Annotated in this window: 17 protein-coding genes, 4 tRNA genes and 1 pseudogene; 10 read left to right on the top strand and 12 right to left on the bottom strand. The window is 39.7% G+C overall.

Going from position 1 to position 24,173, the window contains the following annotated elements:
- Positions 1-40: 40 nt before the first annotated feature.
- Positions 41-1,210 (top strand): cyclopropane fatty acid synthase, encoded by a 1,170-nt coding sequence (cfaS, locus tag CS889_RS07785; RefSeq protein WP_089087320.1) that lies wholly within the window; start codon positions 41-43, stop codon positions 1,208-1,210.
- Between the two features lie 9 nt (positions 1,211-1,219).
- On the opposite strand, the gene CS889_RS07780 is transcribed toward cfaS, so the two are convergent.
- The 12 genes and pseudogenes from CS889_RS07780 to CS889_RS07715 form a co-directional block, all read right to left on the bottom strand.
- A complete protein-coding gene (locus CS889_RS07780) occupies positions 1,220-3,091 on the bottom strand; it encodes a mechanosensitive ion channel family protein (RefSeq protein WP_001238084.1) in 1,872 nt (623 codons plus the stop codon).
- Between the two features lie 682 nt (positions 3,092-3,773).
- Positions 3,774-3,850 (bottom strand) — tRNA-Arg (locus CS889_RS07775).
- A gap of 21 nt (positions 3,851-3,871) precedes the next feature.
- Positions 3,872-3,948 (bottom strand) — tRNA-Arg (locus tag CS889_RS07770).
- 59 nt (positions 3,949-4,007) lie between these two features.
- Positions 4,008-4,084: transfer RNA gene (locus CS889_RS07765), tRNA-His, on the bottom strand.
- Between the two features lie 66 nt (positions 4,085-4,150).
- A tRNA-Pro gene (locus CS889_RS07760) sits at positions 4,151-4,228 on the bottom strand.
- 182 nt (positions 4,229-4,410) lie between these two features.
- On the bottom strand, positions 4,411-5,160 hold the full coding sequence (hpaA2, locus tag CS889_RS07755; RefSeq protein WP_000715750.1) for an HpaA2 protein: 750 nt from the start codon (positions 5,158-5,160) through the stop codon (positions 4,411-4,413).
- Positions 5,161-5,243: 83 nt separating this feature from the next.
- Positions 5,244-6,769, bottom strand: a pseudogene (guaA, locus tag CS889_RS07745) (glutamine-hydrolyzing GMP synthase).
- Positions 6,766-7,260 (bottom strand): hypothetical protein, encoded by a 495-nt coding sequence (locus tag CS889_RS07735; protein ID WP_089087318.1) that lies wholly within the window; start codon positions 7,258-7,260, stop codon positions 6,766-6,768. Before CS889_RS07735 ends, guaA begins: the two are co-directional and overlap by 4 nt.
- A gap of 179 nt (positions 7,261-7,439) precedes the next feature.
- Positions 7,440-9,830, bottom strand: a complete 2,391-nt coding sequence (locus CS889_RS07730; protein WP_089087317.1) for a molybdopterin guanine dinucleotide-containing S/N-oxide reductase — start codon at positions 9,828-9,830, stop codon at positions 7,440-7,442.
- Between the two features lie 104 nt (positions 9,831-9,934).
- A complete protein-coding gene (locus CS889_RS07725; protein WP_000352026.1) occupies positions 9,935-10,525 on the bottom strand; it encodes a DUF3972 domain-containing protein in 591 nt (196 codons plus the stop codon).
- 25 nt (positions 10,526-10,550) lie between these two features.
- On the bottom strand, positions 10,551-11,873 hold the full coding sequence (locus CS889_RS07720; protein ID WP_089087316.1) for an aminotransferase class V-fold PLP-dependent enzyme: 1,323 nt from the start codon (positions 11,871-11,873) through the stop codon (positions 10,551-10,553).
- Between the two features lie 18 nt (positions 11,874-11,891).
- Positions 11,892-12,206 (bottom strand): histidine triad nucleotide-binding protein, encoded by a 315-nt coding sequence (locus tag CS889_RS07715; protein ID WP_001100349.1) that lies wholly within the window; start codon positions 12,204-12,206, stop codon positions 11,892-11,894.
- Positions 12,207-12,287: 81 nt separating this feature from the next.
- On the opposite strand from CS889_RS07715, the gene pheS reads away from it, so the two are divergent.
- From pheS to CS889_RS07670, 9 genes are all read left to right on the top strand, one after another.
- On the top strand, positions 12,288-13,274 hold the full coding sequence (gene pheS / locus CS889_RS07710; RefSeq protein WP_089087315.1) for a phenylalanine--tRNA ligase subunit alpha: 987 nt from the start codon (positions 12,288-12,290) through the stop codon (positions 13,272-13,274).
- Positions 13,274-15,568 (top strand): phenylalanine--tRNA ligase subunit beta, encoded by a 2,295-nt coding sequence (pheT, locus tag CS889_RS07705; RefSeq protein ID WP_089087314.1) that lies wholly within the window; start codon positions 13,274-13,276, stop codon positions 15,566-15,568. The genes pheS and pheT overlap by 1 nt, the downstream gene beginning before the upstream one ends.
- Positions 15,569-15,587: 19 nt before the next feature.
- A complete protein-coding gene (gene aroA, locus CS889_RS07700; protein WP_089087313.1) occupies positions 15,588-16,877 on the top strand; it encodes a 3-phosphoshikimate 1-carboxyvinyltransferase in 1,290 nt (429 codons plus the stop codon).
- Complete coding sequence (locus CS889_RS07695; RefSeq protein ID WP_000403562.1) at positions 16,867-17,691, top strand: 4-hydroxy-3-methylbut-2-enyl diphosphate reductase; 825 nt, start codon at positions 16,867-16,869, stop codon at positions 17,689-17,691. Before aroA ends, CS889_RS07695 begins: the two co-directional genes overlap by 11 nt.
- Positions 17,692-17,811: 120 nt before the next feature.
- Entirely contained in the window at positions 17,812-19,470 is a 1,659-nt protein-coding gene (locus CS889_RS07690) for a 30S ribosomal protein S1 (protein WP_089087312.1), read from the top strand.
- Positions 19,471-19,498: 28 nt separating this feature from the next.
- Entirely contained in the window at positions 19,499-20,032 is a 534-nt protein-coding gene (locus CS889_RS07685) for a hypothetical protein (RefSeq protein ID WP_089087311.1), read from the top strand.
- Between the two features lie 15 nt (positions 20,033-20,047).
- Positions 20,048-21,622 (top strand): phosphoglycerate dehydrogenase, encoded by a 1,575-nt coding sequence (serA, locus tag CS889_RS07680; RefSeq protein WP_000285083.1) that lies wholly within the window; start codon positions 20,048-20,050, stop codon positions 21,620-21,622.
- Between the two features lie 9 nt (positions 21,623-21,631).
- Positions 21,632-23,482, top strand: coding sequence for a menaquinone biosynthesis decarboxylase (locus CS889_RS07675; RefSeq protein ID WP_089087310.1), 1,851 nt, complete (start codon positions 21,632-21,634; stop codon positions 23,480-23,482).
- A gap of 22 nt (positions 23,483-23,504) precedes the next feature.
- On the top strand, positions 23,505-24,173 hold the full coding sequence (locus CS889_RS07670) for a YggS family pyridoxal phosphate-dependent enzyme (RefSeq protein ID WP_000133247.1): 669 nt from the start codon (positions 23,505-23,507) through the stop codon (positions 24,171-24,173).

Raw genomic sequence — 24,173 nt, 5'->3', positions numbered from 1 at the left:
AGCGCTCAAAAAATTGAAAAATGAGTTAAGGAATAGACAGATGATTTCAAAATTTTTGCTCAAAAGCATGTTCAAGCAGTGGAAAAACGGCGATTATCAGGTCGTTTTTTGGGACAATAGCGTTTATAGGAATGGCGAACATTCGCCTAAATTCACCCTTAAAATCCATCGCCCCCTGAAATTTAGCGACATTAAAAAAGACATGTCTTTGACGATCGCTGAAGCTTATATGGATGGCGTGATTGATATTGAAGGCTCTATGGATGAGGTGATGCACTCTTTGTATTTGCAAACCAATTATGAGCATTTGCACAAGCATGATAGCGCTAAAGCCGTTCAAAAACCCCTTAAAGAAAGCTCCAATATTTCTAAACATTACGATTTAGGGAATGACTTTTATTCTATTTGGCTGGATGAAACCTTAAGCTATTCATGCGCTTATTTCAAAAAGGACGATGACACCCTCCATGCCGCCCAACTCCAAAAATTGGATCACACTTTAAAAAAACTCCATTTAAAACAAGGCGAAAAACTGCTGGATATAGGCTGTGGCTGGGGCTATCTCTCCATAAAAGCCGCGCAAGAATATGGGGCAGAAGTGATGGGGATCACCATTTCTAGCGAGCAATACAAACAGGCTAACAAACGAGTCCAAGAGCTGGGCTTAGAAGATAAAGTAACGATCAAATTATTGAATTACCAGGATTTAGACGGGCGGTTGTATCGCTTTGATAAGGTGGTGAGCGTGGGCATGTTTGAGCATGTGGGTAAGGATAATTTGCCCTTTTATTTCAAAAAAGTTAAAGAAGTGTTAAAGAGAGGCGGGATGTTTTTGCTCCACTCCATTTTATGCTGTTTTGAAGGCAAGACTAACGCATGGATGGATAAATACATCTTCCCGGGCGGCTACTTGCCCTCTTTAAGAGAAGTGATGAGCGTGATGAGCGAGTGCGACTTCCACCTGATCATGGCTGAAAGCTTACGCATCCATTACGCCAAGACTTTAGACATTTGGCGAGACAATTTCAACCACAATCTAGACCAAGTGAAAAGACTCGGCTATGACGAACGCTTTATCCGCATGTGGGATCTGTATTTAAGGACTTGCGCTTCCGCTTTCAGGGTGGGGAGTGCGGATTTATTCCAATTGCTTTTAACCAACAGCGTGGATAACACTTTCCCCTTAACCAAAGAATACATCTACCAATAATTGCAAGTTTTAGATTTTAGCCCCTTCTTTCAGGCTAACTTCTGGCAAACTCTCCACATACAAACTCTGTGATGGGAAAGCAAAACTCAAATGGTGCTTTTCCACAATCCCCATGATTTTTAGCATCACGTCTTCTTTGACTTCTAGCCACTCTTCCCAAACCACCGTCTTAGAAAAGCAATACACTAAAATATTAATAGAGCTGTCCGCAAACTGGTCTAAAAAGACAAACAGATTGTTTTTATACCCTAAAAAATCGTCAATAGAAACAATATCCTTTTTAAACATGTAGCGGTAATCGCTCGCATTTTGCAAAGCGCTATCGGCCCCATTAGCGATTTTGGGGTGGTTTTCTAGCATTTCTTTAATGTCTTTCACGCAAAGCTGTAAAGCGCTTTGGCTAGAGCTATAAGTTAAGCCTATTTCCATTTTAATACGCCTTCCCACTTTACGACGGCTCCAATTCCTGATGGGTTTTCCGGCTAACTCTGAATTAGGCACGGACAAAAGAGCGTTATCAAAGGCTCTGATCGTGGTGCGCCTTAACCCCATTTCCACCACCGTGCCTTCCACTTCACCGCACACGATCCAATCCCCTTGAGAAAACGAATTGTCTAACAACAAGATGACAGAAGCAAAAAAATTCGCCAACACATCTTTAACCGCTAAAGCCACCGCTAACCCTCCAATCCCTAAAGAAGCGATGATGGCTGAAACGTTAAACCCTAGTTGCTTCAAAACCCCTAAAAGCGCGACAATAAAAATCAAAAAATACACGACTTTTAAAATCAAGTTGATCACTTCTTTTCTAAAATTGTGCGTGCTTTTGGTAGCCATATTCGTAACTAACGCTTCCCCATAGCCTTTAAAAAGTGCTATCACTAACCATGCTAAAAGCATGATATACACCGCGCCCACCCACATAGAAACTTTAGGAGGCGATGCGTTAGGGTAGTAGAAAATGTCTAAAGCCACATCGCAACTGAATAGGGCTAAAAAGACAGAAACCGGCGAAACAATGCTGCTTTGCACATTGACATGCATTTTTTTATTGCGTTGCATGATTTCAAAAATACGATCTAATAATAAGGCTAAAAGCCAAGTGATCAATTTCCTTAAACCTAACAATAAGGCTAAAATCATCAAAGCCAGCGCGATCTTACTCACTTGCAAACTATGGGCTGTGAAAGGCAAGACCTTGCTGATTTTGTTTAACACAAAATCCATATTCACTTCCATGATCAAGTTTTTAGGAAGCACTTCTTTAGGGTGGTTTTTAATGTAACGCAAAACTTCAGTGTAAGTGTTCAAACGCAATTCATAATCGCTAAACATCTGCTCTAATTCATGCATTTTGACATTGCCTAAATTTTTAGGGAAAGTGTAGAGTTTGAATTGCCCTAAACGCAAAAGAAAAGCATCGCTGATACTTTCCACGTCTTTTTGTTCGCTAAAAATATCAATACTGCTCCTGATTTTATCTATAAAACGATACAAAATTTCATCTATCAACAAAATATCTAAAGACAATCTATCTTTCATGAAAGTGTAGAAATCATCACCCTTAATGCTTTTAGACAAACGCTTTTTGATTTTTTCCTGCTCTTTTAAATTTTGGTTTATATCAATCCCGATCTTATCCCTTTCATTCAACACTTTAGAAGTCAAACTTTTAATCAAATCGTTCTTTTGGGTGTTATACAGAGAAATTTCAGCGCTTCTTTCAGGGTTTTTTTTGTAAGTTTCAATGACTTGATTGAGCTGGTTGATTTGATTGAAAATCAAAAACAAATCCACCGCATCTGTCTCATGCTCTTCAACCGCCCTCAAAGGATTTAAAAAGAGCGATAATACCAATACCCACCACAATAATAAACGCATGCAAAACCCCACTCAAACAAGATAAAATCTTTCTCACAATTTCTAGCGATTATACCAAAAATTAGAAACGCTTCGCCCCATAAAGTTACCCATGCAATTTGAAAGCGCTTTTTATTTAGCCCTAAAAAGCGGGCTTTATCCCAATTGTGAGTCTCTTTTTAGATCGCTACATCGCTTGATGCGATGCTTGGAGTATTTTTACATTTTATAATTAAAATACAGCCTTAATTTTTAACAAAAACTCTTGCTTTATTTAATATTTTTATAGTAGGATTTCGCATAGGTCGTAGTCAAAAAGCTTTCCCTGTTCGGTGCAATGAAGTCACGGATAATGTACACATTTTTATATATCTCTTATTCTTTAAATTTTATCATCGCTTTTGTTAAATGTTCTTGCGTGAGATCCATGCTTTAGGGATTTCTAACCCTATCTTTTGTAATTGGGCCATAGGGCAAAAGGGTAGTCCAAACTCGCTTTTGCACTTGCGATACCACTCATCATTTTTTAAAAAACACCTTTTAGGCTTCAAATACGGCTAAAACAAAGGGATTTGTAATCAATCTTTAGAAGAAAAAACCATAAAAACATAGTATCCTATGCCTACAAGAAAAACAAGAATTAAGAAAATGAGCAATCCCCACTCTAAAGAATCCATAATTCCTCTTTAAAAAATGTCAAAAGTGGTGCGCTTGGCAGGACTCGAACCTGCGACCTACGGCTTAGAAGGCTGTTGCTCTATCCAGCTGAGCTACAAGCGCATTAATGGTATTAATGTTAGGTGGTACGCCCGAAGGGAGTCGAACCCCTAACCCCCAGATCCGAAGTCTGGTGCTCTATCCAATTGAGCTACGAACGCCTACAATTCAAATAAAGGAATGACTAACATAAACTCGGTAAAACGCTTATTTTATGAGATGGGGTGGAAGATGGGAATCGAACCCACGACCCTCAGGACCACAATCTGATGCTCTAACCGACTGAGCTACTCCCACCATTCAATGAAAAGAAGCGATATTTTACCAAAGAATTTTAAACAGAACAACAAATTACGCAAAAAGTGGTCGGGGCGAAAGGATTCGAACCTTCGACCCCTTGGTCCCAAACCAAGTGCGCTAACCAGACTGCGCTACGCCCCGAAATTTTCACATGAAGCGTTATTATAACTGAATTTTCTAATTTTTGAGCGTAATTTTTCAAAAATACCGCTAAAAATCAAAATTAACGCTCAAAAAACACCTAATCCAACCCCCCACCCTTTTAAAAGCTACTTTTTTAAAAAACAGCTCTCAATGATTTTAAGCTTTTCGTTTCTAAAAAACTACTTTCGTTTTTTCATTTCACTAGAAACTTTTTCATAATGTTCCATGTGTTTTTTGCTTAACTCTTTGGTGATATACACCATCACTTTGTGATAGGCTTGATTCATGATTTTTTTAATGGCTTGATCATGGTCGGTTTCCTTGATCCTATGCACAAAAGTTTTGGGGACAAAACCTCCAGAATTGGTACGCCGCAACTCCACTCTTTCAATCACAGCCTTAATCTTTGAAACATCAATACCAAAACTATGGATAATGTCTTCACTTTTTGGCTCAACAAAATTCAAGTTCAAATACCCTGAAGACATGTCTATCACTTTTTCTTCATTGAGCGCATCGCTCTCTTCTACAATATCTTCTAAGATAGCCACATTCCCATCCATGCGTAAAACGAGCAACGCTTTTTCTTTGATGTCTTGAGGGATTTCGCTAACATCTTTAAATTGCGAAACGCTATAGCCCTTTCTCTCTAAAAAATTACTCAATTGGAGGAACAAAGACTTCTCAAATTCTTTTTGATAATTTTCAGGGATAACTTTATTAGCCTCTATTTTAGGATCGATTAAGACAACCAAATGGTTATTTTTAGGCTCTTGTTTGCCTTTAATAGGATAGTGGAAGTGCAACTCCACAGACTCGCCCATGTTATTGTGCTGTTGCTTCATAGGCATTCCATCAGCTAGAGCCGTATAAAACGCCCCACTTGCTAGTAACGATCCTAAAACGATTGCTAAACTACCTTTTTTCATTAAATTCCTTTCTTTCTTTTTCTTTAAAATCAATTCCTAATCTTACCCAAAAAATCCCACTTTTAGCGCTATTTTTAAGATAATCATTCCCATTCAATCGTTCCTGGTGGTTTAGAGGTAATATCATACACCACCCTATTGATACCATTCACTTCATTAGTGATGCGGTTAGAAACCTTTTCTAAAAAAGAATGCTCTAAAAATGAAAAGCTCGCTGTCATGCCATCGCTCGCATTCACCGCTCTTAAACAAATAGCGTTTTCATAAGTGCGATTATCCCCCATAACCCCCACAGAATTGACATTCAACAGCACGCAAAAAGCTTGCCAAACCTTGTCATACAAATCCGCCTTTTTAAGCTCCTCTATAAAAATAGCATCCGCTTCTTGCAAGCGTTTGATCTTACTCTCACTGATTTCGCCTAAAATCCTTATCGCAAGCCCAGGCCCTGGAAAGGGGTGGCACATTAAAAAATCCTGGCTAACGCCCAATTCTTTACCCAACAAACGCGCCTCATCTTTAAACAATTCCCTTAAAGGCTCTATGAGTTTAAAGTCCATCCATTCAGGCAGTCCGCCCACATTATGGTGCGTTTTGATCACTTTTGAAGGCCCTTTAACGCTCACGGATTCAATCACATCAGGGTATAAAGTGCCTTGGGCTAAAAACTCAATCTTGCCTTTTAAATGGTGCTTTTTGGCTTCTTTTTCAAACACTTCAATAAAGGTTTCGCCGATGATTTTTCGCTTCAATTCAGGCTCGCTCACGCCCTTTAGTTTAGACAAAAAGACTTCTTTAGCGTCTATCGTGTTTAAAGGGATTTGCAAGTCTTTAAACATCGCTTGGACTTTTTCTTTTTCATTTTTACGCAACAAGCCATGATCCACAAAAACAGCGATCAAATTATCCTTAATGGCTCTGTGCAATAGCGTAGCGACCACCGTAGAATCCACGCCCCCACTCACCGCGCACAACACCTTAGCGTTAGCGATTTTTTCTTTCAACCGCACTATTTCTCTTTGAGCGAAATGCTGCATCCCCCAAGTTTTTTCACAACCGCAAACTAAAAGGGCAAAATTTTCTAAAATCTTGCCTCCCTCTTCGCTTTGAACGACTTCTGGGTGGAATTGCAAGCCAAAAATCTTGCCGTTTTCAATCGCACAATGGGGGGAATTAGGGCTTTTTGCAAGGGTAGTGAAACCTTTAGGCAATTCTATGACTTTATCCATGTGGCTCATCCACACAAGGCTTTTAATCTTCACGCCTTTAAAAATCACAGAATCTTGAGTGATTTCTAAAATAGCCTTACCAAATTCTTGCTCATTCGCATAGGCCACTACCCCCCAAAAAAATCTACCAGATACTGCATGCCGTAGCAAATCCCTAAAATCGGTAAATTCAAATCAAAGATTTTTTCATTGGGCTTGTAAGCGTCTTTAGCATACACGCTCGCTGGCCCCCCGCTCAAAATCAATCCCTTAGGGGCTTTTTTTTGAATGTTTTCTACGCTTTCAAAAAAAGGGACTATCTCTGCATAAATCCCGCTCTCTCTCAATCTTCTAGCGATCAGCTGCGTGTATTGGCTCCCAAAATCTAATACTAAAATCATCGCTCATTCTTTATTTTTGTTTGTGTTTTATCATACTGGCTCTTATAATCCACTCTGTGGCTCTCAGCCAACTCAGGCGCTTTTTGCACAAACCAGCGTTCTAACTTTTCTAATTTGTGTCTATAATTTCCACCTTTTGAGCAATATTGAGAATTGATAAGCGAAAAGACATAGAGCGTTTTATTTTCTTTAGATTGGAATAAAAACTCTTTATGAAAAAGCGCTTTTGCGGGCATACCACTCATCACAGCCTCAGACAATAAAAAAGCGTCAAAATCGCAAAGGACTTTTTTGCTCAATTTGTTGCTTTTGGTAACCACAAAAATGAGATCTGTTTTCATGTCTTGTTTAAAAGCTAATGAAAGCACATTCAAAAAGGGCGGGGTTAAACCTTTATCCACCCTAACCTTAAGGGCTTTAGAAGAATCCCCCAATAACACCCCTCCAAAAAAAAGTAATCCCACACACAAGCTCGTTTGAAAAACGCTCATCTTTTAATCCTTGACTTATTATCGGTCGCATAACCACAAGTTACATGACGCATTGGAAAGTATTATAACATAAAATTGAGGATTAGCCCACGCTTTAATCTGGTTAGCTGTCAAGTCTTTAGTTATTAAGTCTTTATTGGGTAAAGACGCTTTCATGGTAATATCCGCTTTCACTCCTTTTAAGCCCCAATGATGCTTGGTGTTGAAATGGAATGATAGGGCTTGACCAATTCATACTTTCTAAGTCTTCTGATATTAACTAAGGCCGTATTGACTGAAATGGCTTGCGTCACGCTGCTTGTAGGGTGCGAAGAAGTGAGCGTATTCACACTCCCTGCATTGCACCTTGGGTTTCTAGTATTCACATCTTCTGGATCATACCACGCCCCTTCTTGGATGCTCAAAACCCCTTGACGGATATTTTTAGTTACAAACGCCCCTGCTAACAACCTCCCCCTAGCGTTAAACACTTCTACGATTTCACCATGCCTAATGCCTAATTTATTAGCGTCTAGTTCGTTGATCATTACAGGCTCTCTGCCTTGAATTTTATACACATTCCTAACCCAAGTGTTATCAAGCTGTGAATTGACACGATATTTGGGGTGCGGAGAAATTAAATGGAACGGATAAGTCTCAGCCATTTTAGAGCCTAGCCACTCAGCTGGCTCAAACCAAGTGGGATGCCCTTTAAAATCAGCCAGTTTAAAATCCGCACATTTTTGAGAAAAAATTTGAATTTTCCCGCTCTCTGTATCTAGCTTATTGTTGATAGGGTCTTGCCTGAATTTCGCATGACGCACAAACTTTCTCGCGTTTTCAGGGATTTCAAACTCCACAAAGCCATCCCTCCAAAACTGATCAAACGATTTCAAAGTAGGGCCATCGCTTTTTTCATAAAGGCCCTTAATCCATTCCATGTAACTCTTAGATTCAGTGAATCGCTGCTCTGTTTCATTGCCCCCAACGCGTAAAGCGAGCTGCCTGAAAATCTCATAATCGTCTTTAGATTCATAAACAGGCTCTACCACCTTACGCATGGCATAAATTACGTTCTTAGAATAACTCCCCCCAAAAGTAATATCATCTCTTTCCATAGTGCTAGTGGAAGCAAAAATAATATCAGCAAATTTTGCCGTAGGCGTCCACCAAGGCTCATGCACGATCACGCAATCTAAGGTTCTTAAAGCGCGAATCAGCTCGTTTGTATCAGCTTCATGCCCTAATAAATTCGCCCCACAATTATAGATCATTTTGATTTTAGGCAATTTGAGTTTTTTACCCATAAAATCAATTTCTTTATCCGGATTCAAAATCGCTTCAGAAACTCTAGATGTTGGAATAGCACTTTTTACAGAATTATTCCCTTGTGAAATCATAGGGACAATTCTTGCCCCAGAGCCTGCTTGAGCGTTGCCTCCATAATGCATAGAAAAGCCAAATCCCCCACCCGATAAGCCCACTTGACCAATCATGCTGGCTAAAACAATTAACGCCCAATCCGGTTGCTCGCCATGCTGAGCTCTTTGCATGGCCCAATTACCCGCTAAAAAAGTGCGTTTAGAAACAAACAAATCCGCTAATTCTTTGATCTTTTCTGCGCTCACTCCAGTGATTTGAGACGCCCATTCTAAAGTCTTAGGCGCCTTATCGCTCTCTCCTAGCAAATAGGGTAAAAATTTATCAAAACCATCAGTGTATTTAGCGATAAACTCTTTATCGTATTGATTGCTTGTATAAAGATGATGCATCATGCCTAGCATTAACGCTACATCAGTGTTAGGGCGAATGGGTATCCATTCAGCGCTAAAGGCTTGAGCGGTTTCGGTATAAATGGGATCGATACTGATGAATTTAATGCCGGCTCTTTTATACTTAGGGTAGTAGCTGTCATTGACATGGTTTGGCACAAAATAATCAATGCGGTTGCACTTGAATAAATCCGCCCCCCACATGACATACACCTTACAATTTTTAATCATCTCTTCATGCGTGGTTTGTTGTGAATAAACTTCCATATCCCCTACAATCATAGGGTTTATTCTTGCGGCCGCGCCATTACTATATTCCCCATCAGTGCCAATAGCTCCCCCTAAAGTCGTGTTAAAAAAACGCCATGCTAGATTATTACAACGATGCAAGCTGCCCGCATGCCCCCAACCACCATAACTGGCATTAAAGATGTTTTCTTTAGGGATTTCTTTAAGCTTTTTAGCCGCTAAATCCAATGCCACATCCCAACTCACGCGCACAAATTCTTCTCTCCCACGCAATTCTTTGTGGTTTTTTTTGTTTTCTAAGAAGCTCTTACGCACGCAAGGATACTTCACCCTACTATCTGAATACACCCTATCTGCCATCGCTTTTAACATCATGGTAGGGTTATAATCGCTCTTTTGGGGGACAATATCTTTAATCACTCCATTTTGAACCTTTGCGATAAAGGGGCCAAAATGGGTTGCATGCGGAATGGATTTTACTTTTTCAAAAACACCAACAGCTTTCAAAACATTAGTACTAGCGAGCGCGAGTGGGATTTTTGTTAGGATACTTCTGCGTGAAATGGACATGGTTCTCCTTCAAGCTTGCATTCTGTTAAAACACCCCAAATTCTAACACGTATTCACCTAAAATTACCGCTAATAAGCCCTCAAGCATGGGCGTTAATTTAAAACTACTTTTTATTCACGCTGCTCATGTCAGCGACTTTCCCCCACATCAAGCGGTATTTCCTCTTCATAAATTCAATTTCTTCCCTCGCTTGATTGAGTTCATCGCGCAAAAGATCAATGGTTTTTTTATCTTCTTCATAGACTTCTTGCATAGAGATTAAAGCGTCTTTTAAAAACATGTTTTCATTTTTAAAGGCTGAAATCGTTTCATCTTTAGCGCTAATGACTTTATCATGCAAATTTAAAATCGTGTTAATGGTCTTTTCCACAAACACAGGCTCTAAAGAACGCCCGTTCATATCCATAGAAATCAAATTATTTTCTACCTTTTTGATTAGAGCGTTCGTCCCGCTGCTCGCATCAATTAAAAGCTTGTTGTGGCTTATCTTGCTTTTAATTTTACCGATATTGACTAATTCCAGGATCCTTTCTTTAGGAAGCCCTGAAAGGCGGCTGAACTCTTCTAATTCAAGCCATGCTAAAGCGCTCAAATCCTCTAAAACCACCGGCTCTTTAGACTCTTTTTCTTTATCCTCTACCTTTTGCTCATTTTGTTGCACCGCTTTCGCTTTGTTCAAATCTAAAATATCCAAATTTTTCCTTAAAAATAGTTTTAGCTTAACGCAATTTTTTAACCGCTTTTTTCAAGCTGTCTAGCAAATAATCAATATCGTTTATGGAATGCGTGAAGTGCAAGCTCACTCTAAGCCATCCGGGTTTAGCGCTAAAATCGCTTGACTTTTGGGCGTTAAGATTCAATAAATCATGCCCATAAGGCCCTGCGCAAGAGCAACCTGCCCGGGTTTCAATAGCGTATTCATAGCTTAAAACCCTCGCTAAATCATAAGGCGAAATCCCTCCAATATTAAAAGCCACTACCCCCACACGACTCGCTGTTAAATTCCCATAAATATTAATAGCGGGCAAGTCTTTTAAGCCATGCATAAGCACTCTTAAAAGGTTGTTTTCTTTCTTATGGATAAAATCCAAACCGCATTCATCTCTTAATTGATACGCTAGAGCGCTCCTGTAAAATTGCAACAATCCTGGCGTGCCAAACTCTTCTCTTAAAGGCAACTCATCAATAAATTCATGCCGTGTGCGGTTAGCGTATTTAATCACGCCCCCTGCGCTAAAACTCGGGGCGATTTGCGTGTCAATCAAATCTTTAGCAATGCCTAAAAGACCGCACCCTCCAATGCCCCCTAAAAGCTTATGAGGGGCATAAAAACCGGTTTGGTATTCGCAATCTTTAGGGTTAGCATGCGCGCTAAAATTCGCTAAATCCAAAGCTAAAATAGCCCTATATTCCTTACACAATGATGAAACTTCTTTTAAAGGCGTAAGAATTCCCGTTACATTAGAAGCCGCACTCACAGAAACCAAGCTGTTAGGGGATTTTTTTAAAATTTGCTCTAAAATTTCTAAATCCAATAAGCCATGTTCATTTAAAGGGATACGCACCACCTCACACAAGCCTTCACGCCAGCTAATTTCATTAGAATGATGCTCATAAGGCCCCACAATCACACGCTTTAAAGCCATATCTTTCAAATACGGCTCTAAATTTTTCTTCGTTTTTGAAGGGATACACACCCCTAAAATTTCTTGAAATTTCTTAATCGCTGAACTCGCCCCATACCCCGCGCTCAAGACGCAATGATTAGCGCTCAAATTTAAAGAACGCTTCAATTTTTCTTGGCATTCTTTTAAAAGCATGCCCATTAAAATCGCATGCTTAGAAGCGACAGAATGGGCGTTCGCGTAATAAGGCAGTAAGGATTTCACGCGCTTTTCCACTAAAGCACTCGCTAAACCTGAAGCCCCCCAGTCAAAATAAGACACCCCTTTTTTTAAAATAATGCTAGACTTAACTTGATCTAAAAGGTTCTCGTTAGGGTTGAGTAAGGGGGCAAAACTCCTGTTTAAAAACGCTCGCACGAAATACCACCAACGCTTTTAATGTTTATCTCCGCTTAAAATATGAAAATGCAAATGCATCACCTCTTGCCCCGCGTTTTTACCCACATTCGTTAAAAGCTTGTAACCCTTTTCTTTGATGCCTAATTTTTCCACCACTTCAAAAATAAAACTTGTCATTTGCGCCATAAGCTCTGGGGTGATGCCATTAAAATCCTGAATGCTTTGCTTAGGGATCACTAACGCATGCACTTTAGCTTTAGGGTTAATGTCATAAAAGGATAAAAAACGCTCGTTTTCTAAAATCTTAGAGCAAGGGATTTCGCCTTGGATTATTTTTTCAAACACATTCATGCTCTTTTTACTCCCTTTTAAGGTTTTTCTTTTATTAAAGTTGTATTATAGCTTTTTAAAAATAAAATATAAGGATCGTTATTGCACACCTTAATAGAGCGATTAGAAAAGGTTACTAACAGCAAAGAGTTAGAAGAAGTGCGTTTGAATGCTTTGGGTAAAAAAGGGGTTTTTGCGGATAAATTCAACCAACTCAAAAATCTAAACGGCGAAGAAAAAAACGCCTTTGCTAAAGAAATCCACCATTATAAACAAGCGTTTGAAAAGGCCTTTGAATTGAAAAAAAAGGCTATTTTAGAGCTTGAATTAGAAGAACGCTTGAAAAAAGAAAAAATTGATGTGAGCTTGTTTAACGCTACCAACACAAGCTCTTCTCACCCTTTGAATTATACTAAAAATAAAATCATTGAATTTTTTACCCCATTAGGATACAAGCTTGAAATCGGCTCTTTAGTGGAAGATGATTTCCATAATTTCAGTGCTTTAAACTTGCCCCCTTACCACCCTGCAAGAGACATGCAAGACACTTTCTATTTTAAAGATCACAAGCTTTTAAGGACTCACACTTCGCCCGTTCAAATCCACACCATGCAAGAACAGACCCCACCCATTAAAATGATCTGTTTAGGCGAAACCTTTAGGCGCGATTATGACTTGACCCACACGCCCATGTTCCACCAAATTGAAGGGCTTGTCGTGGATCAAAAAGGGAATATCCGTTTCACGCACTTAAAGGGCGTGATAGAAGACTTTTTGCATTATTTCTTTGGCGGCGTGAAATTAAGGTGGCGTTCAAGCTTTTTCCCTTTCACAGAGCCAAGCGCTGAAGTGGATATTAGTTGCGTGTTTTGCAAACAGGAAGGCTGTAGGGTTTGTTCGCGCACAGGCTGGTTGGAAGTGTTGGGCTGTGGCATGGTCAATAATGCGGTGTTTGAAGCCATAGGGTATGAGAATGTGAGCGGGTTTGCCTTTGGCATGGGGATTGAAAGATTGGCCATGCTGACTTGTCAAATCAATGATTTACGCAGTTTCTTTGAAACTGATTTGAGAGTGTTGGAGAGTTTTTAATGAAACTAAGCGTCAATGATTTGAATGTTTTTGTCAATACGCCTAAAGATATAGCCAAACTCTGTGAGGATTTGAGCCGCTTAGGTTTAGAAGTGGAAAGCTGTATCCCTTGTATCGCTCCTAAAAATGTGGTTGTGGGTAAGGTTTTAGAAAAAGCCCCCCATAAAAACGCCGAAAAACTCAGCGTGTGTCAAGTGGATGTGGGTAAAGAAGTGTTGCCAATCGTGTGCGGGGCTAAAAATGTCGCGCCAAACCAATTTGCACCAGTCGCCCTCAAAGGAGCGATCATAGGCTCAACCCCAATCGCTAAAACCGAGCTTAGGGGGGTTGAAAGCCATGGCATGATTTGCTCTAGCACTGAATTAGGCTTCCCTAAAATCAATGATGGCATCTTGGAATTAGATGAGAGCGTTGGGGAGTTGGTTTTAGGGAAAGAATTAAACGAATACGCCCCTTTCAACACGCATGTTTTAGAAATTTCATTGACTCCTAATCGTGGGGATTGCTTGAGCGTTTTAGGTATTGCTAGAGAAATTAGCGCCTTTTATCACACGCCCCTAAAACCTATCAAGGCTTTAAATTTTACACCCAAAAGCGATTTGATCACGCTTAGTGTGGGTGAAAATATTGAATCGCATCTGGCTTATTATTTGATTTATAATCATTCTTTAAAAACCCCTTTAAATATCAAGCTTTCGCTCGCTCATAACAATGCCTTAAGCGAGAACGACCTGAACAATTTCATAGAATTTAGCGCGCATTTTAGTGGGGTAATATTGAACGCTTATGGCCTGAATACAACCCCTGTTGATTTGAGCGTGAAAAACGATGAAAACAACCTTGAAAGCGTTTATATCAACCATCAAAAACGCTCCACTATCGCTATCAAGCATCAAGATCAAAAAGATTTGAGCGAGTGTTTGCTTTTAGAGGCGAGTTATACCGATCCTGTAAGTCTGTCTTTAAAATTACACGCTCTAAAAGATAAAACGCTTCAAAAAGACAACGCCCTTATTTATAGAAGTGCTAGGGGGAGTAACCCTAATCTATCAGACGGCCTGAATTTTTTAAGCGTTCATTTAAAAGCCACGATTTTAGAAAGCAAACAAACCAAGCATTCTTTAAAGGATCGTGCCCTTAAATTCCAGCTTGAAGACATCACCGAAATTTTGGGGCTTGCCGTAGAGGAAGAAAAAATTCAAGGCATTTTAAAAAATTTAGGCTTTAAAGTTAGCGCAAAAGAGCCAAACTCAAAACCCCAAATTTTAGAGGTTATTGTTCCCAATTTCAGGCATGACATTAAAACGATCCAAGATATTGCTGAAGAAATCTTGCGCTTTGTAGGGATTGATAATTTGATCTCAAAGCCCCTTAATTGCGTCAGTAGCAAAAATTCAAACCCCCATTATGACACGCACCGCTTTTTTGAAAACCTTAAACACAAGGCTCTCGCTTGCGGTTTTAAAGAAGTCATTCATTACGTGTTTTACTCTAAAGAAAAACAGCAAAAACTGGGCTTTGAAGTTTTAGAAGATCCCCTAGAATTGCAAAACCCTATCACAACGGAATTAAACACCCTAAGAACGAGTCTTGTTTGCGGGCTTTTAGACGCCAGTTTAAGGAATAAAAATTTAGGGTTTAAAAGCATAGCCCTTTATGAAAAAGGGAGCGTGTATAACTCTAAAAGAGAAGAGATCCAAAAACTAGGCTTTTTAATAAGCGGCTTACAAAAGAAAGAGAGCTACCCTTACGCTAAAGGCAAGGCGTGGGATTTTTATTCTTTCGCTGAATGCGTTTCAAGAATTATAGGGGATTTTAGCTTGGAAAAACTAACCACTCAAACCCCCATTAACCACCCCTACCAGAGTGCTAAAATCATTCAAAATCATGAAGTAATAGGCGTGATCGCTAAGATCCACCCTAAAGTGATTCAGGAATGGGATTTGTTTGAAAGCTATTACGCTGAGATAGACGCTTCTAAACTCAAACGCCCTGCCATGCTGTTAAAACCCTTTAGCATTTACCCTAGCAGTATGAGGGATTTGACTCTCATCATTGATGAAAATACCGCTTTTAGCAGGATTAAAAAAGCCTTAAAAGACGCTCAAATCCCTAATTTAAGCGAAATTCTACCCCTTGATATTTTTAAAGAAAGCGATAACACCATAGCCTTAAGCGTGCGTTGCATGATCCATTCTTTAGAAAAAACCCTGAATGATGAAGAAGTTAATTCAGTTGTTCAAAAAGTGCTTGAAATTTTAGAAAAAGAATTTAACGCCCGCCTTAAGGGATAAAGACAATAAAGGATAGTATGTGATAGAGCTTGACATTAACGCCAGCGATAAATCGCTCTCGCACAGAGCCGTTATTTTTAGCCTGCTCGCTCAAAAACCTTGTTTCGTGCGGAATTTTTTAATGGGAGAAGATTGTTTAAGCTCTTTAGAAATCGCTCAAAATTTAGGGGCTAAAGTGGAAAATATCGCCAAAAATTCTTTTAAAATCACACCCCCAACGGCTATAAAAGAGCCTAATAAGATTTTAAATTGCAACAATTCTGGCACCAGTATGCGTTTATACAGCGGGCTTTTAAGCGCTCAAAAAGGGCTTTTTGTTTTAAGTGGGGACAATTCCCTAAACGCACGCCCCATGAAAAGAATCATTGAGCCTTTGAAAGCTTTTGGGGCAAAGATTTTAGGGAGAGAGGATAACCATTTCGCCCCTTTAGTGATCTTAGGGAGTCCCTTAAAAGCTTGCGATTATGAAAGCCCTATCGCTTCAGCTCAAGTCAAAAGCGCTTTTATTTTAAGCGCCCTACAAGCTCAAGGCATAAGCGCCTATAAAGAAAGCGAGCTTAGCCGTAACCACACAGAAATCATGCTTAAAAGTTTGGGGGCTAACATTCACAATCAAGACGGCGTTTTAACAATTTCACCCTTAGAAAAACCCCTAGAAGCTTTTGACTTTACCATAGCCAATGATCCGTCTAGCGCGTTTTTTTTCGCCCTCGCTTGCGCGATTACGCCAAAAAGCCGCCTTCTTTTAAAAAATGTCTTGCTCAACCCCACTCGCATAGAAGCTTTTGAAGCGTTGAAAAAAATGGGCGCTTCCATAGAATATGCGATTCAGTCCAAAGATTTAGAAGTTATTGGCGATATTTACATAGAGCATGCCCCTTTAAAAGCGATCAATATTGATCAGAATATCGCTAGTCTTATTGATGAAATCCCCGCTTTAAGTATTGCTATGCTTTTTGCAAAAGGCAAAAGCATGGTTAAAAACGCTAAAGATTTACGAGCTAAAGAAAGCGATAGGATTAAAGCGGTTGTTTCTAATTTCAAAGCTTTAGGGATTGAGTGCGAAGAGTTTGAAGACGGGTTTTACATAGAAGGATTAGGAGATATAAGCCCATTAAAACAGTGCTTTTCTCAAAAAAAACCCCCCCTTATCAAAAGCTTCAATGATCACAGGATTGCGATGAGTTTCGCTGTTTTAACTTTAATTTTACCTTTAGAAATTGACAATTTAGAATGCGCAAACATTTCTTTCCCGCAATTCAAACGCTTACTCAATCAATTCAAAAAAGGGAGTCTCAATGGAAATTAAAATGGCTAAGGATTATGGTTTTTGTTTTGGCGTCAAAAGAGCGATACAAATCGCTGAAAAAAATCAAAACAGCTTGATTTTTGGATCGCTCATTCATAACGCTAAAGAAATCAATCGTTTGGAAAAAAACTTCAATGTGAAAATTGAAGAAGATCCTAAAAAAATCCCTAAAAATAAGAGCGTGATCATAAGAACCCATGGCATTCCTAAGCAGGATTTAGAATACTTGAAAAATAAGGGGGTCAAAATCACTGATGCGACTTGCCCGTATGTGATCAAACCTCAGCAAATTGTGGAATCCATGAGCAAAGAAGGGTATCAAATCGTGCTTTTTGGGGATATTAACCACCCTGAAGTCAAGGGCGTGATCAGCTATGCCACTAACCAGGCTTTAGTCATCAATTCGTTAGAAGAATTGCAAGAAAAAAAATTGCAACGGAAAGTGGCCTTAGTTTCTCAAACCACCAAGCAAACCCCAAAACTCTTGCAAATCGCTTCCTATTTGGTAGAAAGATGCACTGAAGTGCGTATTTTTAACACGATTTGTAACGCCACTTCCTACAACCAAAAAGCCGCTTTGGATTTGAGTAAGGAAGTGGATATTATGATAGTCGTGGGCGGTAAAACTTCTTCAAACACCAAACAGCTCTTAAGCATCGCCAAACAGCATTGTAAAGACAGCTACTTGGTAGAAGATGAAAACGAATTAGAGTTAGCGTGGTTTAAGGATAAGAAATTGTGTGGGATTACCGCTGGGGCTTCCACGCCGGATTGGATTATAGAAAATGTCAAGCAAAAAATCAGCACGATTTAACACGTTTTGAAAATTTTCTTTAAAAAAACCGCTAATTGTTAGTTTTTAAACGATTTTGTAAGCCAAAAAAGGATACAATCCCCTTAAGGATTTTATATTTATTTTATAGTAAGGCAGTCAATGAGCAAGATAGCAGACGATCAGTATTTTAATGACGAGGAGGAAGACTTCGCAAAACTCTTAGAAAAAGAAGAAACTCTAGAAAAAGGCACTATCAAAGAAGGGTTAATCGTTTCCATCAATGAGAATGATGGGTATGCCATGGTGAGCGTGGGCGGTAAGACAGAAGGCCGTTTGGCTTTGAATGAGATCACCGATGAAAAGGGGCAATTGATGTATCAAAAAAATGACCCCATTGTCGTGCATGTGTCCGAAAAAGGCGAACACCCTAGCGTTTCCTACAAAAAGGCCATTTCCCAACAAAAGATTCAGGCTAAAATTGAAGAATTGGGCGAAAACTATGAAAACGCCATTATTGAGGGCAAGATCGTAGGCAAGAATAAAGGAGGCTATATCGTGGAGTCTCAAGGCGTGGAGTATTTCCTCTCCCGCTCGCACTCTTCTTTAAAGAATGACGCGAACCATATCGGCAAACGCATTAAAGCGTGTATCATTCGTGTGGATAAGGAAAACCACTCTATCAATATTTCTCGCAAACGATTCTTTGAAGTCAATGACAAACGACAGCTTGAAGTTTCTAAAGAATTGTTAGAAGCTACAGAGCCGGTGTTAGGGGTTGTGCGCCAGATCACTCCTTTTGGTATTTTTGTAGAAGTTAAGGAGATTGAGGGCTTGGTCCATTATTCTGAAATCAGCCATAAAGGGCCAGTCAACCCTGAGAAATACTACAAAGAGGGCGATGAAGTCTATGTCAAAGCCATCGCTTACGATGAGGAAAAAAGACGCCTTTCACTCTCTATAAAAGCGACCATAGAAGACCCATGGGAAGAGATCCAAGACAAGCTAAAACCCGGATACGCCATTAAGGTGGTGGTGAGCAACATTGAACATTATGGGGTGTTTGTGGATATTGGTAATGATATTGAAGGCTTTTTGCATGTTTCTGAAATCTCTTGGGATAAAAATGTCAGCCACCCTAGCCATTACTTGAGCGTGGGGCAAGAAATTGATGTGAAGATCATTGACATTGATCCTAAAAACCGCCGCTTAAGGGTTTCTTTAAAACAGCTCACTAACAGGCCTTTTGATGTTTTTGAATCCAAACACCAAGTGGGGGATATTGTAGAGGGAAAAGTGGCGACTTTAACGGATTTTGGGGCGTTTTTGAATCTGGGTGGGGTGGATGGCTTGCTCCACAATCACGACGCTTTTTGGGATAAAGATAAAAAATGCAAAGACCACTATAAAATTGGCGATGCGATCAAAGTCAAAATCCTTAAAATCAACAAAAAAGATAAAAAGATTTCTTTGAGCGCGAAGCACTTGGTGACTTCCCCTACAGAAGAATTCGCTCAAAAGCATAAAACAGACAGCGTGATTCAAGGCAAAGTGGTGAGTATTAAGGATTTTGGCGTTTTCATTCATGCTGATGGCATTGATGTGCTGATCAAAAACGAAGATTTGAACCCCTTGAAAAAAGACGAAATCAAAATAGGGCAGGAAATCACATGCGTGGTTGTTGCGATTGAAAAATCCAACAACAAGGTGCGTGCTTCTGTGCATAGGTTAGAGCGTAAAAAAGAAAAAGAAGAATTGCAAGCTTTTAACACGAGCGATGATAAAATGACTTTAGGGGATATTCTTAAAGAAAAACTCTAAAGAGTGATTTTAAAAGCATGAGAATGGCATGAGATTTAAGGGTGTTGTTGCTTTTATTTCCCTAGCTGTCGCTCTTGGCGTTTTAGCCTATTTGTTTTTAAGCGTTAAAAAAGAAATGCCCGTTGCTTCTCATGCGATCCCTCAAACCAATGAAAGCCTCTCTCAAACCAATGAAAAAAGCCATGAAATCAACCTAGAAGAAAGCCCTAATAATCCTAATACCCCTAACGATGAAAAAGCCCCCCATAACGAAGAAGATCATAGTAACACCCTTTTTCAAAACCTTGATGCGCAAGAAGTCATCAATTACCCCGTTGTGGAACATCATTTTGAGATCCCTTTTGAAGAAAAGAAAAGGGAGTATTCAAAGCTTATCATTAAGGATTTAAAGGACTATCAATGGTGGTGTTTAAAAGAAATTCTCAAAAAAGAACAAATTGATTACGCTTACGATAACACCAAAAACCACTCCGGTCTCATCATCTATTTAGAGGAAAACAAAAAAGAACGCTTGCTGGCTGATTTAGACTATTATAAAATACGCTATCATGCTGTTTTTTAAATTCAAAGGATAAAAATGTATCAAGTAGCCATTTGCGACCCCATCCATGCTAAAGGCATTCAAATTTTAGAAGCCCAAAAAGACATTGTCTTGCATGACTATTCCAAATGCCCCAAAAAGGAGCTTTTAGAAAAACTCACTCCTATGGATGCGCTCATCACTCGCAGCATGACCCCTATCACAAGCGATTTTTTAAAGCCCTTAACCCACCTAAAATCCATTGTGAGAGCGGGCGTGGGAGTGGATAATATTGATTTAGAAAGCTGCTCTCAAAAAGGGATTGTGGTGATGAATATCCCTACCGCTAACACGATTGCTGCTGTGGAATTGACCATGGCGCATTTGATCAATGCGGTGCGCTCGTTCCCTTGCGCGAACGATCAAATCAAACACCAACGGCTATGGAAAAGAGAAGACTGGTATGGCACGGAATTGAAAAATAAAAAGCTAGGCATTATCGGTTTTGGGAATATTGGCTCTAGGGTGGGCATTAGGGCAAAAGCCTTTGAAATGGAAGTTTTAGCCTATGATCCTTATATCCCTTCTTCAAAAGCCACTGATTTAGGGGTCATTTACACGAAAAATTTTGAAGACATTTTGCAATGCGACATGATCACTATCCACACCCCTAAAAATAAAGAAACCATTAACATGATAGGCGCTAAAGAGATTGAACGCATGAAAAAAGGGGTTATTTTGATCAATTGCGCTAGAGGGGGGCTTTATAACGAAGACGCTCTTTATGAAGCTTTAGAAACCAAAAAAGTGCGTTGGCTTGGCATTGATGTCTTTTCTAAAGAGCCTGGCATTCATAACAAGCTTTTAGACTTGCCTAATGTGTATGCGACCCCCCATATTGGCGCGAACACTTTAGAGTCCCAAGAAGAAATTTCCAAACAAGCCGCTCAAGGGGTTATGGAATCTTTAAGGGGTTCAAGCCACCCGCATGCTCTAAATTTACCCATGCAAGCTTTTGATGCAAGCGCTAAAGCCTACTTGAATTTAGCGCAAAAACTGGGTTATTTTTCCAGTCAAATCCATAAGGGCGTGTGCCAAAAGATTGAGCTCAGTCTTTGTGGGGAGATCAACCAATTCAAAGACGCCCTTGTCGCTTTTACGCTAGTAGGGGTGTTAAAACCCGTTGTAGGGGATAAAATCAATTACATTAACGCCCCCTTTGTGGCTAAAGAAAGAGGCATTGAAATCAAGGTTAGCCTTAAAGAAAGCGCTTCACCTTATAAAAACATGCTCTCTTTAACTTTAAATGCGGCTAATGGCGCGATCAGCGTGAGCGGCACGGTGTTTGAAGAAGATATTTTAAAACTCACTGAGATCGATGGGTTTCATATTGATATAGAGCCAAAGGGTAAAATGCTTTTATTCAGGAATACGGATATTCCAGGCGTTATTGGGAGCGTGGGGAATGCGTTCGCTAGGCATGGCATTAATATCGCTGATTTTCGTTTGGGGCGCAACACGCAAAAAGAAGCCCTAGCGCTCATCATTGTAGATGAAGAAGTTTCTTTGGAAGTTTTAGAAGAGCTTAAAAACATTCCTGCATGCTTAAGCGTTCATTATGTGGTTATTTAAGGTAGTTGGATGCGAGATTTTTTAAAGCTTTTAAAAAAGCATGATGAATTAAAAATCATTGACACCCCCCTTGAAGTGGATTTAGAAATCGCTCATCTGGCGTATATAGAAGCGAAAAAACCTAATGGAGGCAAAGCCCTTTTATTCACGAAACCCATAAAAAAAGAGCATGACCAGATCAAAACCTTTGGCATGCCTGTTTTGATGAACGCTTTTGGCTCTTTCAAACGATTAGATCTTTTATTAAAAACCCCTATAGAAAATCTGCAACAACGCATGCAAGCTTTCTTGCGCTTTGACACCCCTAAAAACTTCACTGAGAGTTTGAAAGTCTTAAAAGATTTATGGGATTTAAGACACATTTTCCCTAAAAAAACCGCTCGCCCCAAAGATCTCATCACCAAGCAAGATAAAGAAGTCAATTTGTGGGATCTACCCGTTTTAAAAACTTGGGAAAAAGATGGCGGGGCTTTCATCACTATGGGGCAAGTCTATACCCAAAGCCTGGATCATAAAAAAAAGAATTTAGGCATGTACCGTTTGCAAGTTTATGATAAAAACCATTTAGGCTTGCACTGGCAAATCCATAAAGACTCCCAGCTCTTTTTCCACGAATACGCTAAGGCTAAAGTCAAAATGCCTGTCAGTATCGCTATTGGTGGGGATTTGCTCTACACATGGTGCGCGACAGCCCCCTTACCTTATGGCATTTATGAGCTCATGCTCTATGGGTTTATGAGAGGAAAAAAAGCGCGCGTGATGCCATGCTTGAGTAATCCTTTGAGCGTGCCAAGCGATTGCGATATTGTGATAGAAGGGTTTGTGGATTGCGAGAAATTAGAGCTTGAAGGGCCTTTTGGGGATCACACTGGTTATTATACCCCCATTGAGCCTTACCCTGTTTTAGAAGTCAAAACCATTAGCTATAAAAAAGATTCCATTTACTTAGCCACTGTGGTGGGTAAGCCTCCTTTAGAAGACAAATACATGGGGTATTTGACCGAACGCTTGTTCTTGCCCTTGCTTCAAACGCACGCCCCCAATCTCATAGATTATTACATGCCAGAAAATGGGGTGTTTCATAATTTGATTTTAGCCAAAATACACACGCGCTATAACGCTCATGCCAAGCAAGTCATGCATGCTTTTTGGGGCGTGGGGCAGATGAGTTTTGTCAAGCATGCGATTTTTGTCAATGAAGACGCCCCTAATCTAAGAGACACCAACGCTATCATTGAGTATATATTAGAGAATTTTTCTAAAGAAAACGCGCTCATCTCTCAAGGCGTGTGCGATGCGCTAGATCATGCAAGCCCTGAATACGCTATGGGGGGAAAACTCGGTATTGATGCGACTTCTAAAAGCAATACCCCCTACCCCACGCTTTTAAACGATAACGCCCTATTAGCGCTTTTACAAGATAAAATGCAAAATATCGTTCTTTTGAAGCAATATTACCCGCACACTCGTAACCCCATTTGCGTGATTAGCGTGGAAAAGAAAGATAAAAGCGTCATTGAATTGGCTAAAAACTTGCTCGGTTTTGAAGAGCATTTGCGCATTGTCATCTTTGTAGAGCATGTCAGCAACGATTTAAACAACCCTTACATGCTGTTATGGCGCATCGTTAATAACATTGACGCTAAGCGTGATATCCTCACCTCCAAACATTGTTTTTTTATAGACGCTACCAATAAGGGCGTTATGGATAAACATTTTAGAGAATGGCCAGTAGAAACGAATTGCTCCATGGAAGTCATAGAAAATTTGAAAAAGAAAGGGCTTTTAAAAGATTTTGAAACTTTAAATCAAAAATTCCACCTCACGCATTCTTTTAGCACGCATCAAAAAGAGCTATAAAGAAGAGCTATAAAGAAGAGTTATGACAGATTATAGCCAAAGGATTGATGCCCTCATCACCAAAATAGAAAAGGCTCGCACCGCCTATTCAAGGCACCATATTGTCAAAATCGTGGCTGTTTCAAAAAACGCTTCCCCAGAAGCTATCCAACATTACTACAACTGCTCTCAAAGGGCTTTTGGAGAAAATAGAGTTCAAGATCTAAAAATTAAAATGCATTCTTTAGAGCATTTGCCCCTTGAATGGCACATGATAGGCTCTTTACAAGAAAATAAAATCAACGCGCTTTTGAGTTTAAAACCCGCCCTTTTGCATTCTTTAGACTCTTTAAAACTCGCTTTGAAGATAGAAAAGCGTTGCGAAACACTAGGCGTAACTTTAAACGCTCTTTTACAGGTTAATAGCGCGTATGAGGAAAGTAAAAGCGGGGTGGTGCCTGAAGAAGCGCTAGAAATTTATTCTCAAATCAGTGAAACTTGCAAGCGCCTCAAGCTTAAGGGGCTTATGTGTATAGGGGCACACACCGATGATGAAAAGAAAATTGAAAAATCCTTTATCACCACCAAAAAACTTTTTGACCAAATAAAGAACGCGAGCGTTCTTTCAATGGGCATGAGTGATGATTTTGAATTAGCGATTGCTTGCGGGGCGAATCTTTTAAGGATTGGCTCTTTTTTGTTCAAAGAGTAA

It is taken from the genome of Helicobacter pylori, assembly GCF_900120335.1.
Lineage (GTDB): Bacteria > Campylobacterota > Campylobacteria > Campylobacterales > Helicobacteraceae > Helicobacter > Helicobacter pylori_BU.
Note: the sequence above shows the minus strand (reverse complement) of the source record. Positions and strands in the feature narration are given on the sequence as shown.